At 75.3% G+C, this 4,667-nt stretch carries 1 protein-coding gene; it reads left to right on the forward strand.

Translation table 11 applies throughout. The annotated features are described in order from the left end of the window. A partial coding sequence (locus AXW62_RS43630; RefSeq protein ID WP_159061101.1) for a type I polyketide synthase occupies positions 1 to 4,667 on the forward strand: 4,667 nt, incomplete at both ends.

Below are 4,667 nucleotides of genomic sequence, written 5' to 3' on the forward strand. Positions count from 1 at the left end.
TCGAGCACGGCGCCGGGCATCTGCTGCTGCTGAGCCGGCGCGGTGTGGACGCGGCCGTTGTGGGGAGGCTGACGGAGCTGGGCGCGTCGGTGCGGGTGGCGGCCTGTGACGTGGCCGACCGCGACGCGCTGGCGGAGGTGCTGGCGGAGATCCCGGCCGCGCATCCGCTCACCGCCGTGGTCCACACGGCCGGTGTGCTCGACGACGGTGTCATCGGCTCGCTCACACAGGAGCGGCTGGAGACGGTGCTGCGCCCGAAGGCGGACGCGGTGGTCACCCTGCACGAGCTGACGGCGGACGCCGACCTCGCCGCCTTCGTCCTGTTCTCCTCGATCGCCGGTGTGATGGGTACGGCGGGGCAGGCCAACTACGCGGCGGCCAACGCCTACCTCGACGCGTTCGCCGCGCGCCGCCACGCCCGCGGCCTGGCCGCGGCCTCGCTCGACTGGGGCCTGTGGGGGCAGACCAGCGGGATGGCCGGCGGCCTGGACGCCGCCGACCGCGACCGGTGGGCGCGCCTCGGTGTGCTGCCGATCGACACCGAGCACGGCATGGCCCTGTTCGACGCGGCGCTGGACAGCGCCCGTCCCACGCTGATCCCGATGCGGCTGAACCCCGCGAAGATCGACGCCGCGGCCGGGGTCCCGCCGCTGCTCCAGCAACTGGCCGGGACCGCGCCGCGGCGTACCGCGCGGACCCGCCCGGCGGGGCGCGGCTCCCTGCTCGACCGGCTCGCCGCCGCCACCGAGGCCGACCGGCACCACATCCTGCTCCAGCTCATCCGCGGCGAGGTGGCCACCGTCCTGGGCCACACCAGCGGCGACGGCATCCCCGCCGAGCGCACCTTCCACGACCTCGGCCTGGACTCGCTGACGTCTGTGGAGTTCCGCAACCGGCTGATGACCGCCACCGGGCTGCGGCTGCCGACCACCGTGGTGTTCGACTACCCGAACCTCGCCACGATGGCCGACTACCTGCTGGGGGAGCTGCTCGGGACGGTGGCCCCCACGCGGGAGGCGGCCCCCGTGACGGCCGCCACCGACGAGGACGCGGTGGCGATCGTGGGCATGGCCTGCCGCTTCCCCGGCGGCGTCGAGAGCCCCGACGACCTGTGGCGTCTGGTGTCCGGCGGCGAGGACGCGATCGGCGCGTTCCCGACGGACCGCGGCTGGGACCTGGACGGCCTCTTCGACGCGGACCTGAGCCGGTCCGGCACGATGTACGCCCGCGACGGCGGGTTCCTCGCCGACGCGGGCGGGTTCGACGCCGGTTTCTTCGGCATCAGCCCGCGTGAGGCCACCGCGATGGACCCGCAGCAGCGGCTGCTGCTGGAGACCTCCTGGGAAGCCGTCGAGAGCGCGGGCATCGACCCCACCTCCCTGCGCGGCGGCGACATCGGCGTGTTCGTCGGCGCCATCGCCCAGGATTACGGGCCCCGCCTGCACGAGGGCGGAGAGGGCGCCGACGGGCACCTGCTGACCGGCACCTCCACCAGCGTCGCCTCCGGCCGTATCGCCTACGCCCTCGGCCTGGAGGGCCCGGCGGTGACGGTGGACACGGCGTGCTCCTCGTCGCTGGTCGCGCTGCACCTGGCGGGCCGGGCGCTGCGCAACGGCGAGTGCTCGATGGCGCTCGTGGGCGGCGTGACCGTGATGTCCTCGCCGGGCATGTTCGTGGAGTTCTCCCGGCAGCAGGGGCTGTCCTCGGACGGCCGGTGCAAGTCCTTCTCCGACACGGCCGACGGCACGGGCTGGGCCGAGGGCGTCGGCCTGCTGGTGGTCGAGCGGCTGTCGGACGCGCGCCGCAACGGTCACCAGGTGCTGGCGGTGGTGCGGGGCTCGGCGGTGAACCAGGACGGTGCGAGCAACGGCCTGACGGCGCCGAACGGCCCCTCGCAGCAGCGGGTGATCCGCAAGGCGCTGGCCGACGCCGGGCTGCGCGCCACCGACGTCGACGCGGTGGAGGCACACGGCACCGGCACGAAGCTGGGTGACCCGATCGAGGCGCAGGCGCTGCTGGCCACGTACGGCCAGGACCGTCCCGAGGACCGGCCGCTGTGGCTGGGCTCGGTCAAGTCGAACATCGGGCACACCCAGGCCGCCGCCGGTGTCGCCGGCGTCATCAAGCTGGTGCTGGCCATGCGGTACGGCGTACTGCCGCGCACCTTGCACGTGGCCGAACCCTCGCGCCACGTGGACTGGTCGGCGGGCGCGGTCAGCCTGCTGACGCAGGACCAGTCGTGGCCGGAGGTGGACCGGCCGCGCCGGGCGGCGGTGTCGTCGTTCGGCATCAGCGGCACCAACGCCCACGTCATCCTGGAGCAGGCCCCCGCCGAGGACGAGGCGCCGGCCACCCCGGAGGACGTGCCGGACCCGGGCGTGGTGCCGTGGGTGGTGTCGGCGAAGTCCGCGCCCGCCCTGGTCGAGCAGGCACGGCGGCTGGGGGACGCCGCCCCCGGCCTGCGCCCGGAGGACGTGGCCCTGTCGCTGGCCACCGGACGGGCGCCCTTCGAGCACCGCGCGGTCGTCCTCGGCCGGGACCGGGACGAACTGCTGCGCCGCCTGGCCGCGTTCGCCACCGGCCAGCCGGACGACGGCGTGCTGACCGGTACGGCCGACGCGCTCGGCGCCGCGAAGACGGCGGTGCTCTTCACCGGACAGGGCAGCCAGCGCGTCGGCATGGGCCGGGAGCTGTACGCGGCCTATCCGGTGTTCGCCGCCGCGCTCGACGCCGCCATAGCGGCACTCGACCCGCACCTGGACACCCCGCTGCGCGAGGTGCTGTTCGCCGAGGACACGCCGGAGGCCGCGCAGCGGCTGGCCCGTACCGGATACGCGCAGGTGGCACTGTTCGCGGTGGAGACTGCGCTGTACCGGCTGGTGGAGTCGTTCGGGGTGCGCCCCGACTACCTCGTGGGCCACTCCGTCGGTGAGCTGACCGCCGCCCACGTGGCCGGCGTGCTGTCCCTGGAGGACGCCGCGAAGGTGGTCGCCGCCCGCGGCCGCCTCATGGAGCGGCTGCCGGACGGCGGCGCCATGGCGACCCTCGCCGGAGAGCCGGAGCAGGTGGCGGCACTGGTCGCCGACCAGGCGGACCGGGTGTCGATCGCGGCGGTCAACAGCCCCCGCTCGGTGGTGATCTCCGGCGACTCCGACGCCGTGGACGAACTGGTCGCGCTCTGGAAGGCGCGGGACGGCCGGCCGCGTGCGAGCCGGCTGCGGGTCAGCCACGCCTTCCACTCCGCGCACATGGACCCGATCCTGGAGGAGTTCCGCGAGGTCGTGGGCTCGGTGCGGCTGCGGCCGCCGTCCCTTCCCGTCCTCTCGAACGTCACCGGCGAACCGGCCACCGACGAGGAACTCACCAGCCCGGACTACTGGACCCGGCACATCCGGGCGACCGTGCGCTACCTCGACAGCACCCGCCGCCTGCGCGCGGAAGGGGTCACCCACTACCTCGAACTGGGCCCGCACCCGACCCTCACCACCCTCACCGAGGAGACCTTCGCCTCGGACGACGCGGAAACCGAGGGACCGGCGGCAGGCGAGGGACCGGCGGCAGGCACCGTCGCGCCGGTGGCGGTGGCCGCGCTGCGCGCCGACCGCGACGAGCCGCGCACCCTGCTCACCGCCCTCGCCCAGCTGCACACGCACGGCGGCTCCGTCGACTGGGCGGCGGCCCTGGACGGCACCGGTGCGCGCCGGGTCGGCCTGCCCACCTACGCCTTCCAGCACGAGCGGTACTGGCTGACCGCCGCGGACCGGTCGGCGGACGTCGCGTCCGCCGGCCTGGGCGCCGCCGGACACCCGCTGCTGGGCGCGGTGGTGAGCGTGCCCAGCGCCGACGGCGCGGTGGTGCTGGCCGGCCGGCTGTCGCCGCGTACGCACCCCTGGCTGGCAGACCACGCGGTGGGCGGGTCGGTGCTGCTGCCCGGTACGGCGTTCGCCGAACTGGCCCTGCACGCCGGTGGACTGGTCGGCTGCGGTGTCATCGAGGACATGGCGCTGGAGGCGCCGCTGGTGCTGACGGACCACGGCGCGGTGCGCGTGCAGGTGGCCGTGGGCGCCGCGGCCGCCGACGGCCGACGGCCGGTGTCGGTGCACTCGGTGGCGGAGACCCCGGAGGCCGACGCCGACGGGCTCGCGGAGGAGACGTGGACCCGGCACGCGACGGGTCTGCTCGCCGCCGACGCCTCGGTTCCGGAGCCCACCGGTCTGGAGGCATGGCCGCCCGCGGGTGCGGAGGCGGTGTCGCTGGAGGGCTTCTACGAGGAGCTGGCCGGGCGGGGTTATGGCTACGGGCCGGTCTTCCGGGGCCTGGAGTCGGTGTGGCGGGCGGGTGGCGACTTGTTCGCCGAGGTGGTCCTGCCGGCCGAGGCCGATGGTTTTGGTGTGCATCCGGCGCTGCTGGACGCGGCGCTGCACGCGTCGCTGCTCGACACCGGGAGTGATGAGCTGCTGGTGCCGTTCGCGTGGACCGGGGTGCGGCTGCACGCGGTCGGCGCCTCGGCGGCACGGGTGCGGCTGTCACCCGTGGCCGACGGCCGTCTCGCCCTGCTCGTGGCGGACGAGACCGGCAGGCCGGTCCTCACCGCCGAGGCGGTGTCGCTGCGCGCGATCGCGGCCGAGGAGATCGCTGCCGCGGGCGCCGCCGGTGGGCCTTCGCAG

The organism is Streptomyces hygroscopicus subsp. hygroscopicus, from assembly GCF_001553455.1.
Taxonomy (GTDB): Bacteria; Actinomycetota; Actinomycetes; order Streptomycetales; family Streptomycetaceae; genus Streptomyces; species Streptomyces hygroscopicus.